The sequence below is a fragment of the Inquilinus limosus MP06 genome (genome assembly GCF_000767795.1).
GTDB classification, from domain to species: domain Bacteria; phylum Pseudomonadota; class Alphaproteobacteria; order DSM-16000; family Inquilinaceae; genus Inquilinus; species Inquilinus limosus_E.
Genome location: NZ_JANX01001136.1, coordinates 1 through 592, shown reverse-complemented (window position 1 = coordinate 592; position 592 = coordinate 1). Strand labels below are relative to the sequence as shown.

The window sequence follows — 592 nt, the reverse complement described above, 5'->3', positions numbered from 1 at the left end:
GGTTTGGTTCCGCCCGGAGAATCTCTGACGATCGCGCCCCGGCATCGCTCCCGGCGGATCTAGGTTCGTCTCCCTGCATCGACACCCCCCCTACCCCTCCCGCAAGGGGAGGGGGAGTGTGGATGGCGGGCGTCGCGCTCCAGCGACCACCCCCTGCCCCATCATCCCATCGAACGACACGAACCACTCAGGAAACCATTTGCAAATTGGTTCCCTTTGCGCTTGGCTATCTGCCAAGACGAAGCGGCGTCGCGCGTCATGATCGGTCCTCAGGATCGGCAGGCCCGACGTTTTCAAGCGCAACAGGGACAGGCAGATGGCTCGAAGCCGGATCGGCGGACGCAGCCTTTGGGAGACCAATGGCTGAAGTGGTTTCACCCACACCTCGCGGCGTGTCGAATTCCAGCGTGGCGTTGGAACGGCTGCGCGCGCTGCTGGACGCCGAGGGCGACCGCGCCGAATGGCAGCTGCCGACCGAGCGCGACCTGGCCGCCCGCATCGGCGTCGGCCGCCGCGCCGTCCGCCGGGCGCTGGAGGTGCTGGAGGCCGAGGGCCGGATCTGGCGCCACCAGGGCAAGGGCACGTTCGCCGG

General features: G+C 67.9%; 1 protein-coding gene. It reads left to right on the top strand.

The features are described 5' to 3' along the window. Nucleotides 1-359: 359 nt before the first annotated feature. Nucleotides 360-592 (top strand): GntR family transcriptional regulator (locus P409_RS35645; RefSeq protein WP_152613742.1); only part of this gene is annotated, 233 nt, incomplete at its 3' end.